The sequence below is a fragment of the Arenimonas donghaensis DSM 18148 = HO3-R19 genome, from assembly GCF_000743535.1.
Lineage (GTDB): Bacteria > Pseudomonadota > Gammaproteobacteria > Xanthomonadales > Xanthomonadaceae > Arenimonas > Arenimonas donghaensis.
In genome coordinates, this window is the sequence record NZ_AVCJ01000001.1 from 513,172 (window position 1) to 530,091 (window position 16,920).

Genomic DNA, 16,920 nt, shown 5'->3' on the forward strand with positions numbered 1-16,920 from the left:
CGTCCGGGCAGGGAATCAAGGCATGGCAGTGGTCAGCGTCCAGCAGGCGCTCGGTGGCGTGGTCGCCCCCGGCGAAGAAGTCACGGTCCGCGGCTGGGTACGCACCCGGCGCGACTCCAAGGCCGGGCTGAGCTTCGTCAACGTCAGCGACGGCTCGTGTTTCGCCCCGATCCAGGTGGTCGCCCCGGCGAGCCTGGGCAACTATGAAGACGAAGTGCGGCGCCTGAGCGCCGGCTGTTCGGTGGTCGCCACCGGCACCCTGGTGCCGTCCCAGGGCCAGGGCCAGGGTTTCGAGATCCAGGCCAGCGCGATCGAGGTGCTGGGCTGGGTCGAGGACCCGGAAACCTACCCGATCCAGCCCAAGGCGCATTCGCTGGAATTCCTGCGCGAGGTCGCCCACCTGCGCCCGCGCACCAACCTGTTCGGCGCGGTCACCCGCATCCGCCACTGCCTGGCCCAGGCCGTGCACCGGTTCTTCCACGAACAGGGCTTCTACTGGATCAGCACGCCCATCATCACCACCTCCGACGCCGAGGGCGCCGGCCAGATGTTCCGGGTCTCCACCCTGGACATGGCCAACCTGCCCCGCGACAACAAGGGCGAGGTCGATTTCAGCAAGGACTTCTTCGGCAAGGAAACCTTTCTCACCGTGTCCGGCCAGCTCAACGTCGAGGCCTACTGCCTGGCGCTGAGCAAGGTCTACACCTTCGGGCCGACCTTCCGCGCCGAGAACAGCCACACCACCCGGCACCTGGCCGAGTTCTGGATGATCGAGCCGGAGATCGCCTTCGCCGACCTGGCCGCCAACGCCGACCTGGCCGAAGCCTTCCTCAAGTACCTGTTCGAGGCGGTGCTGGCCGAACGTGCCGACGACATGGCCTTCATCGCCGAGCGCGTGCAGAAGGACGCCGTCACCCGGCTCGAGAACTTCATCGACTCGCCCTTCGAGCGCATCGACTACACCGAAGCCGTGCGCCTGCTGAAGGACTCCGGCCACAAGTTCGACTACCCGGTCGAATGGGGCCTGGACCTGCAGACCGAACACGAGCGCTGGCTCACCGAGGTGCACGTCGGCCGGCCGGTGGTGGTGATGAACTACCCCGAGCAGATCAAGGCCTTCTACATGCGGCTCAACGACGACGGCAAGACCTGCGCGGCGATGGACGTGCTGGCGCCCGGCATCGGCGAGATCATCGGCGGCAGCCAGCGCGAGGAGCGCCTGGACGTGCTGGACAAGCGCATGGCGCAGTTCGGCCTGGATGCCGAGCACTATGGCTGGTACCGCGACTTCCGCCGCTACGGCAGCGTGCCGCACGCCGGCTTCGGCCTGGGCTTCGAGCGCCTGGTGGTCTATACCTGCGGCCTGGCCAACATCCGCGACGCCATCCCCTACCCGCGCGCGCCCGGCCTGGCGACGTTCTGACCCATGCAGACCGGCGCCGGCTCCCTGTTGCTGTTCCTGATGCTGGGCCTGGCGGGCTCCGCGGCACCGGCGCATATCGGGTTCCGGGTGCTCGCCTACCGCCAGCACCTGGACAAGGACCACGCCTTCGAACCCGGCACCGCCGACGGCAACTGGGGCTACAGCTGGTGGCTGATGCGCTGGCGGCACCGCGTGCTCGGCGATCCGTCGCTGAACTTCTTCGGCGGCATCGCCGCCGGCAGCGGCTGGCTGGCCCTGGTCGGCGGCATCGGCGTGATCGTCCTGATCGCACTGCAATAAAGGAAACCCATGAGCGACGACACTTCAAGCGACGACACCTCCCGGGACAACGACCAATGGTGGCTGGCCGTCCTGCCCCGCATGCTGGTCTGGTGCCGGCTGCGCGTGCTTGAGAGCGGCGTGGCCGAAGTCTTCGACTGCGACGGCCGGATCAACGTTTACGAAAACGAAGACATCGCCCGGTCCTCCCTGATGGACGCCGAATACCGCGCCTTCGACGGCTTGGACGATGAGGATGCCGAGGCCTGGGGCCTGGACCTGGAAGAAATCGAACCGCCGCGGGCCGAGAACGACGACGAGCTGCGCGAACGCATGATGCAGCCGATGAAGACCCCGCTGTCGGGACAGGATTGGTAATAGCGACGAGGAGCACCGATGCACAAGGACCTGGCCGGGCGACACGCCCTGGTATGTGGAGGCTCGGAAGGTATCGGCCTGGCGGCCGCCACCGCGCTGGCTGAACGCGGCGCCGACGTGACGGTGCTGGCCCGCCGCCCGGGCCGGCTGTCGGAAGTCGCGGCGGCCCTGCCCCGCGTGCACGAGTCGCAGCGCCACGGTTTCATCGCCGCCGACGCGACCGACGCCGACGACCTGGGCGCGCAGGTTCGCGTCCTGTGCGAAAAGCGCGCCGTGCACATCCTGCTCAACAACACCGCCGGCCCGCCCGGCGGCCCGGCCCACGCCGCCGACCCCCAGGCCTACGTGGACGTCTTCCGCCAGCACCTGGTCGCCGGGCAGACCCTGGTGCAGGCGGTATTGCCGGGCATGAAGGCCGCCGGCTGGGGCCGCATCATCAACGTCATCTCGACCTCGGTGAAGGAACCGATCGCCAACCTCGGCGTTTCCAACACCATCCGCGGCGCGGTCGCCAGCTGGGCCAAGACCCTGGCCAGCGAACTCGGGCCGTTGGGCATCACCGTCAACAATGTCCTGCCGGGCTACACGCGCACCCAGCGCCTGGACCAGATCCTGGCCGAGCGCGCCCGCGCCACCGGCAAGTCAGAGGACGACATCGCCAAGGGCATGCTGGCGACGGTCCCGGCCGGACGTTTCGCCGAGCCGGCCGAAGTAGCCGCCGCCATCGCCTTCCTGGCCTCACCGCCGGCGGGCTACGTCAACGGCATCAACCTGCCGGTCGACGGCGGCCGGACCCGGTCACTGTGAGCCGGGCCCGATGAACGACCACCGGTTCGCACAGCGCGTTCCCTACGCGGCCAGGGTGATGGTGGTGCGCGGCGAGGAAGCCTGGCTGGGCGAGGTCGTGGACCTGTCCGAGGGCGGCTGTGGCTTGTTCCGGCCCGAAGGCTGCGAACTGCAGGTAGCCGAGCTGGTGCAGCTGGTGTTCTTCGATGAACCCGGGCCAGCCGTGCTGGTCGGTGCCCGCGTGGCGCGGGTGCACGACGGCCTGCTGGGCTTCGAGTACCACGATCCGCAGCAGATCCCGCCGGTGCGCGGCTAGGCCGCGACGCCGCCTGCACACGCCACGCAGCAAGCTGCACGCATGCCCGAAGGTCCCGAGATCCGCCGCGCCGCCGACCGCCTCGCCGAAGCCGTGGTCGGCCGGCCGCTGGCCGCCGCCTGGTTCCATTTCCCCGAGCTCAAGCGCCACCAGAAGACGCTGGTGGGTCGCACGATCACGGCGATCGAGCCCCACGGCAAAGCGCTGCTGACGCACTTCGACCACGGCCTGAGCCTGTATTCGCACAACCAGCTCTACGGCGTCTGGAAAATCGCCGACGCCGGGCAGCGGCCCGACGAAGGCGCCCGCTCGCTGCGGGTGGCGCTGGAAACAGACGAGCGCGCGATACTGCTGTACTCGGCCTCGGACGTGGCCATGTGGAAAACGGCTGAACTGCCGCGCCATCCCTTCCTGGCCAAGCTGGGACCGGACGTGCTCGACGCCGCGCTGAAGGCAGCGACGGTCGCGAAGCGGCTGCAGGATCCGCGCTTCGCCGGCCGTTCGCTGGTGGCGCTGCTGCTCGACCAGGCCTTCCTGGCCGGCATGGGCAATTACCTGCGCTCGGAAGTGCTGTTCACCGCCGGCATCGCACCCGAACGCCGACCCTCGGAACTGTCGGCCGCCGAGCGCAAGCGCCTGGCAAAGGCCCTGCTCGACGTCCCCCGGGCAAGCTACCGGACCCGCGGCATCGAAGCCGCCTCGGGCATGAAGAGCGACTACCTGACCGACACGCCCGCCGGCTTCCGCTTCCAGGTCTTCGACCGCGAAGGCGAACCCTGCCCGCGCTGCGGCGACGTCGTCGTCCGCCAGGAACTCGGCAGCCGCCGCCTCTATTGGTGCCGCCACTGCCAGTGTTGAGCCCTCCCCCGTGGCGGGGACTCCCTGTGGGAGGGACTTCAGTCCCGAGCTCTGGTCTTGTCCTTCAACAAGCAGGGCGTTGCCGCTCAGGACGTTCGCGGGTGGAGGCAGCGTGCAGTCGCCCTGGCCGACACGCCGCAAGTACCTCCCTGTAGGCTCTTCGTCGACGTCCTTGTCTCCGAAGGTCGGCCAGGGCGACCGCACGCTACCTCCTCGAAAAGACGCAGTGGCCGTCAGGAAAGCAGCGGGAAACTGACGCCGGAAGCAGCTACCGGCCCCCGATCACTGGCGCGCGCCAGGCACTTCGACGCGAAGCGTCGGGCTTGCAATCTGCGGCCCGTGATGAAGTGGGAGCGTCGTCGTGCACGCTATGTCCTCGACGAAGTGGAGGACAGGATGTCCGTAACGGCGCCGGGCAGGATGCCCAAGTGTCGCGGAGCGCATGGATGCGCGGGAGCGACCCGGCCGTGAGCTGGTCATGGATGACGCTTGGTCCCGGCCGGGCGGCGAGGACGTAGCGTGCGCGGCGGCGCCTCCGACGAATGCCCCAAGGGCCGCCCTGCTTGCCCATAGGGCAAGACCAGAGCTCGGGACTGAAGTCCCTCCCACAGGACGTCGCGCCCTGCGGGATGGATTGGCGTCCCGACCTGTCCGTACGGAGGCATGGGCGGGTAAGCTTGCGGGCATGAGCCTGAGACTGAGCCACCTGATCGGCGGTGACGCCCGGTCCGCCTCCGGTGGCGGCTGGCTGGAGGTCTTCGAGCCGGCCACCGCTACCGCGTATGCCCGCTGTCCGGACGGCACCGCCGACGACGTCGACGCCGCCGTCGCTGCTGCCCGCAAGGCTTTTCCCGCCTGGTCCGCCCTGCCCGCCGCCGAGCGCGCCGCCTGGCTCAACCGGCTCGCCGATGCGCTCGAAGCCCGTCTGGATGACTTCGCCGCGGCCGAGTCCCGCGACGTCGGCAAGCCCTTGGCCCTGGCCCGCAGCCTCGACATCCCGCGCGCCGCGAGCAACCTGCGCTTTTTCGCTGCGGCCGCGACCCAGTTCGCCAGCGAATCGCATGCCGGCCCGGGTGTCGTGAACTACACGCTGCGCCAGCCGCTCGGCGTCGTCGCCTGCATCAGCCCGTGGAACCTGCCGCTGTATCTGTTCACCTGGAAGTTTGCCCCGGCCCTGGCCGCCGGCAACTGCGTGGTCGGCAAGCCCTCCGAGGTGACGCCGGTCACCGCCTGGATGCTGGGCGAGCTGGCGCGCGAGATCGGGTTCCCGGCCGGCGTGTTCAACATCGTCCAGGGGCGCGGCGCCGTCGTGGGCCAGGCACTGGTGGACCACAAGGACGTCAAGGCGGTCAGCTTCACCGGCAGCACGGCGGTCGGCACGGCCATCGCCACGGCCTGCGCCGCTTCGCTGAAAAAAACCTCGCTGGAACTGGGCGGCAAGAACCCGACCCTGGTGTTCGCGGACGCGCCGCGCCAGAAGCTGCTCGACACCGTGCAGCGTTCGGCCTTCCTCAATTCCGGGCAGATCTGCCTGTGCGGCTCGCGCATCCTGGTCGAGCGCGGCTATTACGACCAGTTCCGCGACGAGCTGGTGGCTCGTGCCCGGGCGATGGTCGTCGGCGATCCGATGGAAACGGACACGCAGCTGGGGCCGGTCGTGTCGCAGGCGCACTTCGACAAGGTCATGGCCTGCATCGAACTGGCCCGGTCCGAAGGCGGCCGGGTGCTGTGCGGCGGCGAAGCCGTGAAACCGGCCGGGCGCTGCCAGGACGGCTGGTTCATCGCCCCGACCGTCATCGAAGGCCTGGGGCCGGCCTGCCGTACCAATACCGAGGAAATCTTCGGCCCCGTGGTCACCCTGCAGGCTTTTGATTCCGACGAGGAAGCCCTGGCCCTGGCCAATGCCGCCCCCTACGGCCTGGCCGCCAGCGTCTGGACCGGCAACCTGGGCCGCGCCCACCGGCTTGCCGCCGCCATCGAGGCCGGCGTGGTGTGGGTGAACACCTGGATGAACCGCGACCTGCGCACGCCCTTCGGCGGCGTCAAGCAGTCCGGCGTCGGCCGCGAAGGCGGCTGGGAGGCCATGCGCTTTTTCACCGAAGCCAAGAACGTCACCATCGATCTGGAATGAACCCATGCCCCTGAAGGAACTACTCGACAAGAACAAGGAGTGGGCCGACAACGTGCGGGCCGAAGACCCGCAGTTCTTCAAGCGTCTCTCCGGGCTGCAGGCACCGAAATACCTGTGGATCGGCTGTTCGGATTCGCGCGTGCCGGCCAACCAGATCACCGGGCTGATGCCGGGCGAAGTGTTCGTGCATCGAAATATCGCCAACCTGGTCGTGCACACCGACCTCAACTGCCTGAGCACCATCCAGTTCGCCGTGGACGTGCTCAAGGTCGAACACATCCTGGTCGTCGGCCACTACGGCTGTGGCGGTGTGCATGCCGCGCTCACCGGCACCCGGGTCGGCCTGGCCGACAACTGGCTGCGCCACGTCGCCGACGTGTCCCGCAAGCATGCCGCGCTGCTGGCCGAGGTCGACCTCGAGTCGCTGCGCCACGCACGGCTGTGCGAACTCAACGTCGTCGAGCAGGTGGCCAATGTCTGCGAGACCACCATCGTCCAGGATGCCTGGGCGCGTGGCCAGACGCTGAGCGTGCACGGCTGGGTGTATTCGCTGCTCGACGGCCGCGTGCGGGAGCTCGGCATGGGCGTGGACAGCCTCGAAGAACTGCCCGAAGCCTATGAGCTGGCGATGAAACACATCCGTGGCCGCCTGCAGGACGAAGCATGAGCGACATCATCCGCACCGAATCCGCACCCAACCCCGTTGGCGCCTACCCCCACGCACGCCGGGTCGGCCAGTTGCTGTTCCTGTCGGGCATCGGCCCGCGCACGCCGGGCAGCAACGCCATCCCGGGCAACCGCTACGACGCCGATGGCCGCCTGAAGGACTACGACATCGTCACCCAGGCGCACTCGGTGTTCGCCAACGTGCGCGCGGTGCTCGAGGCCAGCCACTGCCGCTGGGAATGGCTGGTGGACGTCACCGTCTATCTCACGGACATGAGCCGGGATTTCCAGGCCTACAACGGCGTGTGGGCCGAGTATTTCCCGGACATCAACAAGGCGCCCTGCCGCACCACGCTGGGCATCAGCGCCCTGCCCACGCCGATCGCGATCGAGCTCAAGTGCGTGGCGGCCTATCCGGAGTCGCACCGATGATCCCCGACGCCTTCAACCTCCAGCAATGGGTGGACGAGCACCGGCACCTGCTCAAGCCCCCGGTCGGCAACAAATGCATCGTCGACGGCGATTTCATCGTCATGATCGTCGGCGGCCCGAACCAGCGCACCGACTACCACGTCGAGGAAGGCCCGGAGTTCTTCCACCAGCTCGAGGGCGAGATGGTGCTCAGGATCCAGGAGGATGGCCAGGTGCGCGACATCCCGATCAAGGCCGGCGAGATGTTCTACCTGCCGCCGAAGGTGCCGCATTCACCGCAGCGCATGGCCGGCAGCGTCGGGCTGGTGATCGAACGCAAGCGCCGCCCGGGCGAGAAGGACGGGCTGCTGTGGTACTGCGAGAAGTGCAACCACCCGCTGTTCTCCGAGTACTTCGAGCTGGAAAACATCGAAACCCAGTTCCAGGCGGTCTTCGACCGCTTCTATGCCTCGGTCGCACGCCGCACGTGCGCCGACTGCGGGCACCTCAACCCGGCGCCGGCCAAGTACGACGCGACCTGAGCCATGCCCTTCGACCTGGATCTTTTCACCGCCAACCTGCTGTCGCCGGTGGTGCTGGCGTTTGGCCTGGGCCTGATCGCACGCACCCTGCGCAGCGACCTGGACATCCCGCCGGCCATCCAGGCCTACCTGTCGATCTTCCTGCTGCTGGCGATCGGTCTCAAGGGCGGCGTCGCGCTGCGGCAGGAACCGCCGGACAACCTCTGGCTGCTGCTGGGCGTGACCATCCTGGCCGGGCTGGCCACGGCCACGTCCGCGTATTTCCTGGCCCGCGCCTGGCTGCGGGACTCACCGCTGCAGGCGGGTGCGATCGCGGCCCACTACGGGTCGGTGTCGGCGGTCACCTTCATCGCCGCCCAGCAGTTCGTTGAACGCACCGGCGGCCAGCCGGTCGAGGTGCTGGTCGCGCTGGTGGTGGCCCTGGAGATCCCGGCCATCCTGGTCGGCATCGGCCTGGCACGTGGCGGCGGGCGCCCCAACTGGCACCAGGTGCGCGAAGTCCTCACCGGACGCACGGCGATGCTGCTGCTCGGCGGACTGGCCATCGGCGCCATCGCCGGCAAGGCCGGCGTGCAGGCAGTGGACGCCATGTACGTGCAGCTGTTCCAGGGCATGCTGATGCTGTTCATGCTCGACATGGGCCTGGTGGCCGCGGGACAGCTGCGCCGCCTGGGCAGCGGCTTCGGGCGCCTTCTGGTGTATGCGACCGCGCTGCCGGTGTTGCACGGCCTGGCCGGCGTGGCCCTGGGACACGCCGTGGGGCTGGGTCCGGACGGCGCGACCGTGTTCGGGGCCATGCTCGCCAGCGCGTCCTACATCGCGGCGCCGGCCTCGGTGCGCGCCTCGCTGCCGGAGGCCGACGCCGGCCGCTGCATCACCGCGGCGCTGGGCCTCACGTTCCCGTTCAACCTGGCGGTGGGTATTCCCCTGTACGCCGCCTTTTCCATGTGGCTGGCGTCGTAAGCCGGCCGTGGATGCCGGGCCGGCCCGGGGGCCAAAGCGGCTAGAATCGTGACCATGCTGAAAATCGATAGCCACGCCCATTACCTGCCCCGGACCTGGCCCAACCTGGCCGAGAAGTACGGCGACATCCGCTTCCCGGTGATCCACCACGAGGACGGCCGCGCGCGCATCTACAAGGACGGCAAGTTCTTCCGGGAAATCTGGTCCAAGACCTGGGACCCGGCCGAACGCATCACCGACTACGAACGATTCGGGGTGCAGGTGCAGGTGCTGAGCACCGTGCCGGTGATGTTCAGCTACTGGGCCAAGGCCCAGCACGCGCTGGAACTGCACCAGGCCCTGAACGACCACATGGCCGAGGCCTGCCGCGACCATCGCCGCCACTGCGCCGGCATCGGCACGGTGCCGCTGCAGTCGCCGCGGCTGGCGGTGCAGGAGCTGGAACGCTGCATGGACCAGCTCAACCTGCAGGGCGTGCAGATCGGTTCGCACATCAACGAGTGGAACCTCGACGCACCGGAGCTGCAGCCTTTCTTCGAAGCGGCCCAGGACCTGGGCGCCGCGATCCTGGTGCACCCCTGGGACATGATGGGCACCGAGTCCATGCCCAAGTACTGGATGCCCTGGCTGGTCGGCATGCCGGCCGAACAGAGCCGCGCCGCCTGCGCGCTGATCTTCGGCGGCGTGCTCGAACGTTTCCCGCGCCTGAAGATCTGCCTGGCCCACGGCGGCGGCAGTTTCCCCTACACCATCGGCCGCATCGAACACGGCTTCAACATGCGCCCCGACCTGGTCGCCACCGACAACCCGCACAACCCGCGCAGCTATCTGCCCAAGCTCTATTTCGATTCCTGGGTCGCCGACGACCGCGCCCTGCGCTACCTGCTCGACACCGTCGGCGTGCCGCGGGTGATGCTGGGCACCGACTACCCCTTCCCGCTGGGCGAACAGGAACCGGGCGCCGGCATCGCCGCGCTGGGCCTGGACGACGCCGAACAGGCCCGGCTCTACCATGGCACCGCGCTCGAATGGCTGGGCCTGCCGCTTTCGAGGTTCGCATGAGCGAGCTGCACACGCTTGCCGCCGCGGACCTCGACGCCCGCGATCCACTGGCCACCTACCGCGAGCAATTCCTGATTCCCCGCCACGGCGACGGCGAGCAGGCCTATTTCTGCGGCAATTCGCTGGGGCTGCAGCCCCGTGGCGTGCGCGATGCCCTGCTGCAGGAGCTCGACGACTGGGCGGCGCTGGGCGTGGAGGCGCACTTCCACGGCAAGCACCCCTGGATGCCGTACCACAACGAAGTGCGCGAGGGCCTGGCGCACATCGCCGGCGCCCTGCCCTCGGAAGTGGTGGCGATGAACTCGCTCACCGCCAACCTGCACCTGCTGATGGTCAGCTTCTACCGGCCGACGGCCGGACGCCCGGCGATCCTGATGGAGGCGGGTGCGTTTCCCTCCGACCAGTACGCGATGGCTTCGCAGGTTCGCTTCCATGGCTTCGATCCGGCGACCGACCTGATCGAGGTGCAGCCCGACGAAGCCAACGGCACGATCTCGATGGCCGCCATCGAACGTGCCCTGGACGAACACGGCCACCGGGTCGCCCTGGTGATGTGGCCGGGCGTGCAATACCGCACCGGCCAGGCCTTCGACCTCAAGGAAATCACCCGGCTTGCCCATGCCAAGGGCTGCGTGGTCGGCTTCGACCTGGCCCATGCCGCCGGCAACCTGCCGCTGGCGCTGCACGACAGCGGCGCCGACTTCGCCGCCTGGTGCAGCTACAAATACCTTAATTCCGGCCCCGGCGCGGTCTCCGGCGCCTTCGTGCATGAGCGCCACGCCCGCACCGACCGCCCACGTTTCGCCGGCTGGTGGGGTCACGACCAGGACTCGCGCTTCAAGATGGGCCCGGAGTTCAACCCCACGCCCGGTGCCGACGGCTGGCAGTTGAGCAATCCGCCGATCCTGGCGCTGGCGCCGCTGCGGGTCTCGCTCGATCTCTTCGCCAGCGCCGGCCTGCCGGCGCTTCGCGCGAAATCGCAGCTGCTCACCGCGTATCTCGAAGGCCAGGTGCTGGCACGGCTGCCGAACGTGCTCAAGATCGTCACCCCGGCCGAGCCGGCGCGCCGCGGCTGCCAACTCTCCCTGCGGGTGCGCGGCGGACGCGACCAGGGCCGCGCCCTGTTCGAATTCCTGATGGCCCAGGGCATCGTCGGCGACTGGCGCGAGCCCGACGTGATCCGGATCTCGCCGGTGCCCCTGTACAACCGTTACAGCGACATCAGCCGTTTCATCGCCGCGGTCGAGGCCTGGGCCGCACCGGCGGGTGGCGTCGCGTGAAGCCGCAGGCGCCCATCACGATCGCAGGCGCCGGCCTGGCCGGCGCGCTGCTGGCCACGCTGCTGGCGCGACGCGGCTGGTCGGTGGACGTGTTCGAAAAGCGCCCCGACCCGCGACGGCGCGGTTACGAAGGTGGCCGTTCCATCAACCTGGCGCTGGCCGAACGTGGCCTGGACGCGCTGCGCCAAGCCGGGCTGCAGGATGCGGTGATGGCCCAGGCCGTGATGATGCGCGGCCGCATGGTGCATCCGCTGGGCGGCGAAACGATGCTGCAACGCTACGGCCGCGACGACAGCGAGGTGATCTGGTCGGTGCATCGGGGCCGGCTCAACATCGCCATGCTCGACGCCGCCGAAGCCGCCGGTGCGCGACTGCACTTCAACCAGCGCCTGGACGGGGTCGATTTCGAAAGCCGACGCGCCGACTTCGTCGACGACCACGACCGGGTCCGGCGCAGCCACGATTTCAGCGTGCTGCTCGGCTGCGACGGCGCCGGCTCGGGCCTGCGCGCGGCGATGGCGCCGCTGGTAGACCTGGGCGAGCGCTTCGAGCCCCTGGGCCACGGCTACAAGGAACTGGAAATCCCGCCCGCGGCCGATGGCGGCTTCCGCATCGAACCCAACGCCCTGCACATCTGGCCGCGCGGCGGCTACATGTGCATCGCCCTGCCCAACACCGAAAAAACCTTCACGGTGACGCTGTTCCTGCCCAACGAGGGCGATCCCAGCTTCGCCACCCTGCCCGACCTGGCCAGTGCCCGCGCGTTGTTCGAACGCGACTTCGCCGACGCCCTGCCGCTGGTGCCGGATTTCGACGCCGACTGGACCAACAACCCGGTCGGTGGCCTGGGCACGCTGCGCCTGAGCAACTGGCGGCTCGACGACCGCGCGCTGCTGCTGGGCGACGCGGCCCATGCCATGGTGCCGTTCCACGGCCAGGGCATGAACTGCGCCTTCGAGGATTGCGTGGCGCTGGACCGGCACCTGGCCAGCGCCGCCGACTTCGGAGCCGCTTTCGCCGCCTTCGAAGCCGAGCGCCGGCCCAATGCCGAAGCCATCCAGGCCATGGCGCTGGAGAACTACGTCGAGATGCGCGACCGCGTTGACGACGCCGACTACCTGCTGCAGCGCCAGCTCGAGGTCTTGCTGGCCGAACGCCACCCGGACCGCTTCGTGCCGCGCTACTCCATGGTCAGCTTCGGGCGCGTGCCCTACGCGACGGCGTTCGAGCGCGGCAAGGTCCAACGTGCCCTCCTGGTCGAGGCCACGCGTGGGCTGGATCGCCTGGAGCAGGTGGACCTGGCCGCCGCCGATGCCGCCGTCGAGGCGCGACTGGCGCCCTTGCCGCGGCAGGCATGACCGCCAGCTTCCTCTGGTACGACCTGGAAACCTTCGGGCGCGACCCGCGGCGTACCCGAATCGCCCAGTTCGCCGCCCAGCGCACCGACGCGCAGCTCAATCCCGTCGGCGAACCGATCAGCCTTTTTTGCCAGCCCGCCAACGACCTGCTGCCTTCCCCGGAGGCAAGCATGATCACCGGCATCACGCCGCAGCACGCGCTTGCACACGGCCTGCGCGAAGCTGAATTCATGGCCCGTCTGCACGAGGAGTTCGCCCAGCCCGGCACCTGCGCCGTGGGCTACAACTCGATTCGCTTCGACGATGAATTCGTAAGGTTCGGCCTATACCGCAACTTCCACGATCCCTACGAACGTGAGTGGCGCAACGGCAACTCACGCTGGGACCTGCTCGACGTCCTGCGCCTGGCCGAGGCCCTGCGCCCCGAGGGACTGGCCTGGCCGCAGCGCGATGATGGCGCGCCAAGCTTCAAGCTCGAGCACCTGGCCGAAGCCAACGGCGTGCGCGAGGGCGACGCCCACGAGGCCCTGAGCGACGTGCGCGCGCTGATCGGACTGGCCCGCAAGTTCAAGGCCGCGCAGCCGCGGCTTTGGGACTACGCCTTCTCCCTGCGCAACAAGCGCCAGGTCGGCGCCCTGCTGGACGTGGCGAACATGACGCCGCTGGTGCACATTTCCTCGCGCTACCCGGCCAGCCGGCACTGCGCCGCCCTGGTGGTGCCCCTCGCCCGCCACCCGCGCATCGAATCACGGGTGATCGTCGCCAGCCTCGACGAGGACCCGGCACGCTGGCTGGCGATGTCACCCGAGGACATCGCCGAACGTTTGTTCGTGCGCAGCGCCGACCTGCCCGAAGGCGAGCAGCGCATTCCGCTCAAGGAAGTCCACACCAACAAGTGCCCGGTGCTGCTGCCGCTGGCCCACCTGCGCGATGCCGATTTCGAACGCCTGGGTATCGACCGGGCCGCCGGCCTGGCGCATGCCGACGCGCTGCGTGCGACCGCCGGCCTGGGCGAGCGCGTGCGCCGCGCCTTCGCTGTGGAAGCCGCGCGCGAGCCGGCCGATGCCGACGCGGCCCTGTACGACGGGTTCCCGGCCGAGGCGGACAAACGCCTGTTCCCGCGCGTGCGCAGCACACCGCCGGCGGGCCTGGCCGCGCTGGCCGACCAGTTCACCGACCCGCGCTATCGGGAACTGCTGTTCCGGTATCGCGCCCGGAACTGGCCCGACAGCCTCGACGACGCCGAACGCGGTCGCTGGGACGATTACCGCCGTGCCCGCCTGGGCAGCGAGCAGCTCAGCGAGTACGACTTCACTTCGTATTACGCCGCCATTGGCAAACTGCGCGGCGAACATGGCCCGGGCCCGCAGCAGGCCTGGCTGGATGCCCTGGAGACCTGGGGCCGCGACCTGCAACGATCCCTGGCATGAGCACCTATTTCAGCGACAAGACCTTCAAGTTCCTGCGCGCGCTGGCACGCAACAACAACCGGCCCTGGTTCGAGGAACACCGCAAGGACTACGAGGCCCAGCTCAAGGGCCCGTTCCAGCGCCTGATCGCCGACCTCGAGCCCGACCTGCTGGCGATCAGCCCGCACTACCGGGCCGACCCTCGCGGCAATGGCGGCTCCCTGTTCCGCATCCATCGCGACACCCGCTTCTCCAACGACAAGACGCCCTACAAGACCTGGGGCGGCGCGCGCTTCTTCCATGCCCGCAGCAAGCAGGTCCCGGCGCCATCGTTCTACCTGCACGTGCAGCCCGGCAACAGTTTCCTCGGCGGCGGCATCTGGCATCCCGAACCGGACGTGCAGCGGCGCATCCGCGAGTTCCTGGTCGACAACCCGGCCGGCTGGCAATCGGTGAAGACCCCGGCCTTCCGGCGCCGCTATGAATTCTGGGGCGACACTCTGGTGCGCCCGCCGCGCGGCTTCCCGGCCGAGCACCCGCTGATCGAGGACCTCAAGCGCAAGGACTTCACCGCCGGTTACGCCCTCGACGACGAAATCGTGGTGGGGCCGCGCCTGCGCCAGGCCGTGGCCTCGGGCTTCAAGGGCGTCGCGCCCCTGGTCGATTACCTGTGCGCGGCGCTCGAGCTCGAGTTCTGACAGCGATACCCGACCGATCTCCATACGGGGTAAGCCACGCTGTACACCCCGGGCCCTGAACGGCCATACGCTGCCGCACTGCAGCATCGAAATGTGTTGACCGTCACGGATTTAGCCGTAGGGTGGGCTTCCATACGCCGGCGCAGGGGAGCACCGGTTACTACCGGACGTGGCGACGCAAGGACGGGAAACCCGCGTTTCGCATGACATTCCTGGGGAGGGATCGTGCGCTATTTAATCTTCGCCGCCTTGGCGGCTCTTTCGAGCGTGTGCAGTGCAAACACCGGCGTCGCCTTCGTGCATGGCACCGGCAAGCAGACCAACGCCACCGCGGACTACTGGACGTCCGGCTTCGTCAACAACGTGCGAGGGGGCCTGCCGAACTCGGCCAACTACGTCGTCATCAATTGCGATTTCACCAAGTACATGTGGGACAACGCGGCCGCCGGTTGCCTGGCCGGCCAGCTGACGACCTTCATCAACAACAAGGGCATCACCCGGCTGATCGTCATCACCCACAGCAACGGCGGCAACGTCATGCGCTGGATCCTTTCGAACCCGACCTGGGACAGCCGCTACCCGAACATCATCGCCAAGACCGTGCGCGTCAATGCGCTGGCGCCGTCCTCGGCCGGCACGCCGCTGGCCAATGCCGTCATCAACGGCAACGTCTTCGAAGGCGCCCTGGGCTGGTTGCTGGGTTACCAGAACGACGCGGTGCGCATGCAGCAGACCAGCTGGATGGCCAGCTACAACGGCAGCTGGCTCTACGGCACCAGCGGTCGCCCGGCCCTGCCCAAGACCTTCCGCAGCGTGGTCGGCACCGACGTCGACTCGGCGATCTGGGATCCGGACAGCTATTGCGGTGGCTACGTCGAGAACGTCGGCCTGGAAACCACGCAGAACTGGCTGAGCTCGTGCTCGGACGGCTTCCTGGAGTGTTCCAGCCAGTCCGCCGCCGGCAGCGTGTGGTTCCAGGACAAGGCGCGCATGCGCGGCCGCGAGCCGCTGTCGCACAACCAGAGTCGCCGGGCCTGCTTCGGCCTCGACACCATCCTTCGTTCGGACATGGGGGCCTGAGCCATGAACAAGACCCTCATCGCCTGCCTGGTCACCCTCGCCTTCTCCTCGGCCCAGGCCGGCACCTTGCTGCCGCCCGGCGCCGCCGACCAATCACCCACCCGACTGGTGGCTTCCCCGCTGCCCGAAGGCCAGTTCGAGCGCCAGCCGGTGGCCGTGGCCTGGGCCATGGACCCGGCGGCGGCATTGGCCGCCGACGCGCCCTACCTGGCGCAAAGCCGCGAGTACTGGTCGGCGGTCGACGCCGGCGAACTCAAGTCCGGCTTCGCGCTCACCACCACGGCTCCCGGTGCACTGGTGCGCATCAGCCCGCGCGACCACGCCAAGTCCGGCGCGGTGGACCCGGGCGAGCTGCGGCTGCTGCGCGGCGGCCAGCCGCTGGCGCCCTCGGCGTTCAAGCGCCTGGCCGGCGCCGGCGAGCTCAAGTCGGCCGGCATGGACGTGCCCGAGGGCTCGCTGATCGTGCAGCTCGACGACGCCATCGGCCAGGGCCGCTTCCAGCTCCAGCTGACCAAGGCATCGGGCCGCTACCTGGTGCATGTGTTCGAGCCCAACAGCGACCTCGTGCTCGAGGCCCAGGCCGGCCGCAGCCGGCTGCTGGCGGGTGAAAACATCGAGGTCGCGGCAAGCCTGCAAAAGGGCACGTCGGCCCTGGCCGGCGGCGTCATGCAGGCCCAGCTGGTTTCGCCCTCGGGCCAGACCTGGCCGCTGCAGTTCGCCGATGGCAAGGCCACCGGCCAACTGCCCCTGGACGCCGATCCGGCGCCCGGTCTCTGGGAAGTCCAGCTGTTCGCCGGCGCGACCAGCAAGGACGGACCGGTGCAGCGCGACGCCCGCACCGCCATCGAAGTCAGCCGGCCGACCGCCCGGCTGGGTGGCGACTACGGCTTCGACCCGGGCGCGGTGAAGTTCAGCCTGCCGGTGCAGGTGGCGGCCCCGGGCCGCTACGAGGTGCGCGGCGTGCTCTACGCCACCAGCGCGTCCGGTGAATCCCGGCCGGTGGCGCAGGCGCATTCGGCGAACTGGCTCGAAGCGGGCGAGCGCAAGCTCGACCTGGCCTTCGGGCCGGGCAACGTGCCGATGGGCTACGGCGCGCCGTTCGAGCTGCGTTTCCTCGAGCTCAAGGACCAGACCCGCATGGGCACGCTCGAGACCCGTGAACTGGCCCTGCGCGAGGCGGCCCGCCGGCCGGGTTCGCGCGGCGACACCCGCCGCGAACGCTAGTTCCGGACCGGCGCGAAAACAGCGATGATGCAACGGCCGGGCCTTCGGGCCCGGCC

The 16,920-nt window shown here is 69.0% G+C and carries 18 protein-coding genes; all 18 read left to right on the forward strand.

Annotated elements, in window-relative coordinates:
• The first annotated feature begins 22 nt into the window (after window positions 1-22).
• A complete protein-coding gene (asnS, locus tag N788_RS02440) occupies window positions 23-1,423 on the forward strand; it encodes an asparagine--tRNA ligase (RefSeq protein ID WP_034220479.1) in 1,401 nt (466 codons plus the stop codon).
• A 3-nt stretch (window positions 1,424-1,426) separates the two neighbouring features.
• Window positions 1,427-1,723 carry a hypothetical protein gene (locus tag N788_RS02445; protein WP_034220480.1) on the forward strand — a complete coding sequence of 99 codons (297 nt, stop codon included), beginning with the start codon at window positions 1,427-1,429 and terminating at the stop codon, window positions 1,721-1,723.
• A gap of 9 nt (window positions 1,724-1,732) precedes the next feature.
• Complete coding sequence (locus tag N788_RS02450; RefSeq protein WP_034220481.1) at window positions 1,733-2,080, forward strand: hypothetical protein; 348 nt, start codon at window positions 1,733-1,735, stop codon at window positions 2,078-2,080.
• Window positions 2,081-2,098: 18 nt separating this feature from the next.
• A complete protein-coding gene (locus tag N788_RS02455; protein ID WP_034220482.1) occupies window positions 2,099-2,887 on the forward strand; it encodes an SDR family oxidoreductase in 789 nt (262 codons plus the stop codon).
• Window positions 2,888-2,897: 10 nt separating this feature from the next.
• Window positions 2,898-3,182, forward strand: a complete 285-nt coding sequence (locus N788_RS02460; RefSeq protein ID WP_034220483.1) for a PilZ domain-containing protein — start codon at window positions 2,898-2,900, stop codon at window positions 3,180-3,182.
• A 42-nt stretch (window positions 3,183-3,224) separates the two neighbouring features.
• A complete protein-coding gene (gene nei / locus N788_RS02465; protein ID WP_034220484.1) occupies window positions 3,225-4,040 on the forward strand; it encodes an endonuclease VIII in 816 nt (271 codons plus the stop codon).
• Between the two features lie 685 nt (window positions 4,041-4,725).
• Window positions 4,726-6,171, forward strand: coding sequence for an aldehyde dehydrogenase (locus N788_RS02470; protein WP_034220485.1), 1,446 nt, complete (start codon window positions 4,726-4,728; stop codon window positions 6,169-6,171).
• A 4-nt stretch (window positions 6,172-6,175) separates the two neighbouring features.
• Window positions 6,176-6,838, forward strand: a complete 663-nt coding sequence (gene can, locus N788_RS02475; protein ID WP_034220486.1) for a carbonate dehydratase — start codon at window positions 6,176-6,178, stop codon at window positions 6,836-6,838.
• Window positions 6,835-7,269, forward strand: a complete 435-nt coding sequence (locus N788_RS02480) for a RidA family protein (protein ID WP_034220488.1) — start codon at window positions 6,835-6,837, stop codon at window positions 7,267-7,269. The genes can and N788_RS02480 overlap by 4 nt, the downstream gene beginning before the upstream one ends.
• A complete protein-coding gene (locus tag N788_RS02485; RefSeq protein ID WP_034220490.1) occupies window positions 7,266-7,790 on the forward strand; it encodes a 3-hydroxyanthranilate 3,4-dioxygenase in 525 nt (174 codons plus the stop codon). Before N788_RS02480 ends, N788_RS02485 begins: the two co-directional genes overlap by 4 nt.
• A gap of 3 nt (window positions 7,791-7,793) precedes the next feature.
• Window positions 7,794-8,753: a sodium-dependent bicarbonate transport family permease gene (locus tag N788_RS02490; RefSeq protein WP_034220491.1), complete on the forward strand. Its 960-nt coding sequence runs from the start codon at window positions 7,794-7,796 to the stop codon at window positions 8,751-8,753.
• 54 nt (window positions 8,754-8,807) lie between these two features.
• The gene (locus tag N788_RS02495) at window positions 8,808-9,815 is read left to right on the forward strand and encodes an amidohydrolase family protein (protein WP_034220493.1); all 1,008 of its coding nucleotides are present in this window, start codon (window positions 8,808-8,810) and stop codon (window positions 9,813-9,815) included.
• Window positions 9,812-11,095 carry a kynureninase gene (gene kynU, locus N788_RS02500; RefSeq protein ID WP_034220495.1) on the forward strand — a complete coding sequence of 428 codons (1,284 nt, stop codon included), beginning with the start codon at window positions 9,812-9,814 and terminating at the stop codon, window positions 11,093-11,095. Before N788_RS02495 ends, kynU begins: the two co-directional genes overlap by 4 nt.
• Window positions 11,092-12,453 (forward strand): FAD-dependent oxidoreductase, encoded by a 1,362-nt coding sequence (locus N788_RS02505; RefSeq protein ID WP_034220497.1) that lies wholly within the window; start codon window positions 11,092-11,094, stop codon window positions 12,451-12,453. The genes kynU and N788_RS02505 overlap by 4 nt, the downstream gene beginning before the upstream one ends.
• The gene (gene sbcB, locus N788_RS02510; RefSeq protein WP_034220499.1) at window positions 12,450-13,883 is read left to right on the forward strand and encodes an exodeoxyribonuclease I; all 1,434 of its coding nucleotides are present in this window, start codon (window positions 12,450-12,452) and stop codon (window positions 13,881-13,883) included. Before N788_RS02505 ends, sbcB begins: the two co-directional genes overlap by 4 nt.
• On the forward strand, window positions 13,880-14,560 hold the full coding sequence (locus N788_RS02515) for a DUF2461 domain-containing protein (protein WP_034220501.1): 681 nt from the start codon (window positions 13,880-13,882) through the stop codon (window positions 14,558-14,560). The genes sbcB and N788_RS02515 overlap by 4 nt, the downstream gene beginning before the upstream one ends.
• 225 nt (window positions 14,561-14,785) lie before the next feature.
• Window positions 14,786-15,640 (forward strand): hypothetical protein, encoded by an 855-nt coding sequence (locus tag N788_RS02520; protein ID WP_051924263.1) that lies wholly within the window; start codon window positions 14,786-14,788, stop codon window positions 15,638-15,640.
• Between the two features lie 3 nt (window positions 15,641-15,643).
• Complete coding sequence (locus N788_RS02525; RefSeq protein ID WP_051924264.1) at window positions 15,644-16,864, forward strand: DUF4785 domain-containing protein; 1,221 nt, start codon at window positions 15,644-15,646, stop codon at window positions 16,862-16,864.
• Window positions 16,865-16,920 lie beyond the last annotated feature (56 nt).

What these genes read in the sequence shown, in the direction of transcription:
- asnS (WP_034220479.1), top strand. Translation starts at nt 23, where the DNA reads ATGGCAGTGGTCAGCGTCCAGCAGGCGCTCGGTGGCGTGGTCGCCCCC.
- N788_RS02445 (WP_034220480.1), top strand. Translation starts at nt 1,427, where the DNA reads ATGCAGACCGGCGCCGGCTCCCTGTTGCTGTTCCTGATGCTGGGCCTG.
- N788_RS02450 (WP_034220481.1), top strand. Translation starts at nt 1,733, where the DNA reads ATGAGCGACGACACTTCAAGCGACGACACCTCCCGGGACAACGACCAA.
- N788_RS02455 (WP_034220482.1), top strand. Translation starts at nt 2,099, where the DNA reads ATGCACAAGGACCTGGCCGGGCGACACGCCCTGGTATGTGGAGGCTCG.
- N788_RS02460 (WP_034220483.1), top strand. Translation starts at nt 2,898, where the DNA reads ATGAACGACCACCGGTTCGCACAGCGCGTTCCCTACGCGGCCAGGGTG.
- nei (WP_034220484.1), top strand. Translation starts at nt 3,225, where the DNA reads ATGCCCGAAGGTCCCGAGATCCGCCGCGCCGCCGACCGCCTCGCCGAA.
- N788_RS02470 (WP_034220485.1), top strand. Translation starts at nt 4,726, where the DNA reads ATGAGCCTGAGACTGAGCCACCTGATCGGCGGTGACGCCCGGTCCGCC.
- can (WP_034220486.1), top strand. Translation starts at nt 6,176, where the DNA reads ATGCCCCTGAAGGAACTACTCGACAAGAACAAGGAGTGGGCCGACAAC.
- N788_RS02480 (WP_034220488.1), top strand. Translation starts at nt 6,835, where the DNA reads ATGAGCGACATCATCCGCACCGAATCCGCACCCAACCCCGTTGGCGCC.
- N788_RS02485 (WP_034220490.1), top strand. Translation starts at nt 7,266, where the DNA reads ATGATCCCCGACGCCTTCAACCTCCAGCAATGGGTGGACGAGCACCGG.
- N788_RS02490 (WP_034220491.1), top strand. Translation starts at nt 7,794, where the DNA reads ATGCCCTTCGACCTGGATCTTTTCACCGCCAACCTGCTGTCGCCGGTG.
- N788_RS02495 (WP_034220493.1), top strand. Translation starts at nt 8,808, where the DNA reads ATGCTGAAAATCGATAGCCACGCCCATTACCTGCCCCGGACCTGGCCC.
- kynU (WP_034220495.1), top strand. Translation starts at nt 9,812, where the DNA reads ATGAGCGAGCTGCACACGCTTGCCGCCGCGGACCTCGACGCCCGCGAT.
- sbcB (WP_034220499.1), top strand. Translation starts at nt 12,450, where the DNA reads ATGACCGCCAGCTTCCTCTGGTACGACCTGGAAACCTTCGGGCGCGAC.
- N788_RS02515 (WP_034220501.1), top strand. Translation starts at nt 13,880, where the DNA reads ATGAGCACCTATTTCAGCGACAAGACCTTCAAGTTCCTGCGCGCGCTG.
- N788_RS02525 (WP_051924264.1), top strand. Translation starts at nt 15,644, where the DNA reads ATGAACAAGACCCTCATCGCCTGCCTGGTCACCCTCGCCTTCTCCTCG.